We start from the raw sequence: 548 nt of genomic DNA, 5'->3' as shown, positions 1-548 counted from the left end.
CCCCTTATCGCTGCGCCCGCAACCGCGGAGGTCCGGGACCACAACCTGAAAGCTGGGAGAGAGCGCCGCAACCTGGGCTCCAAAAACGTTGCCAGTACCGCCGAGTCCGTGCACGAGGACGACCGGCGTACCTGTCCCTACGTCGTCGTATTTGAGATTCATATGTCCTTCCTGAATGTAGTGGGTTGGTGAAATGACGGTGGTGTGGTGCGTCGAGCGCACCGCTCTTTTATGCAGCGCTTCGTTTCCGTTTCGGTGAAATCGCGCTTACGTGTCGTTGCAGCAGCGCCGGAAGCATCGCGACGGTCACGTCACCCGAAGCCGCCTCCCGATATTCCAGCGCAGCATTGATCAGATCCGCCGCGTTGACGTCCTTCAGGCCCGACAGACGTACGCGTGGCTTCGCCGGCGCATCAAGCGCAACAGCACAGGGCGTCCGGCAACTGCCGAGGCAGTGGACCATCATCACGGTCATACCCTGGCTGGTCAGTCTTTCTTTTAATTTGTTATAGAGAGCCAGTCCCAGCTCATGGGTGTGTGGCCGGTCC

Annotated in this window: 2 protein-coding genes; both read right to left on the bottom strand. The window is 59.9% G+C overall.

Going from position 1 to position 548, the window contains the following annotated elements; all coding sequences use genetic code 11:
* The coding region (locus tag P0D96_RS48340; protein WP_408321443.1) for an alpha/beta fold hydrolase at positions 1-162 on the bottom strand (162 nt) is incomplete at its 3' end.
* A gap of 67 nt (positions 163-229) precedes the next feature.
* Positions 230-548 (bottom strand): DUF1636 family protein (locus P0D96_RS48335; RefSeq protein WP_408321441.1); only part of this gene is annotated, 319 nt, incomplete at its 5' end.

Origin of the sequence: Paraburkholderia sp. RL17-347-BIC-D, assembly GCF_046027915.1 — a bacterium.
GTDB lineage: Bacteria > Pseudomonadota > Gammaproteobacteria > Burkholderiales > Burkholderiaceae > Paraburkholderia.
The sequence above is the reverse complement of the archived record's forward strand: the minus strand, read 5'-3'. Positions and strand labels throughout refer to the sequence as shown.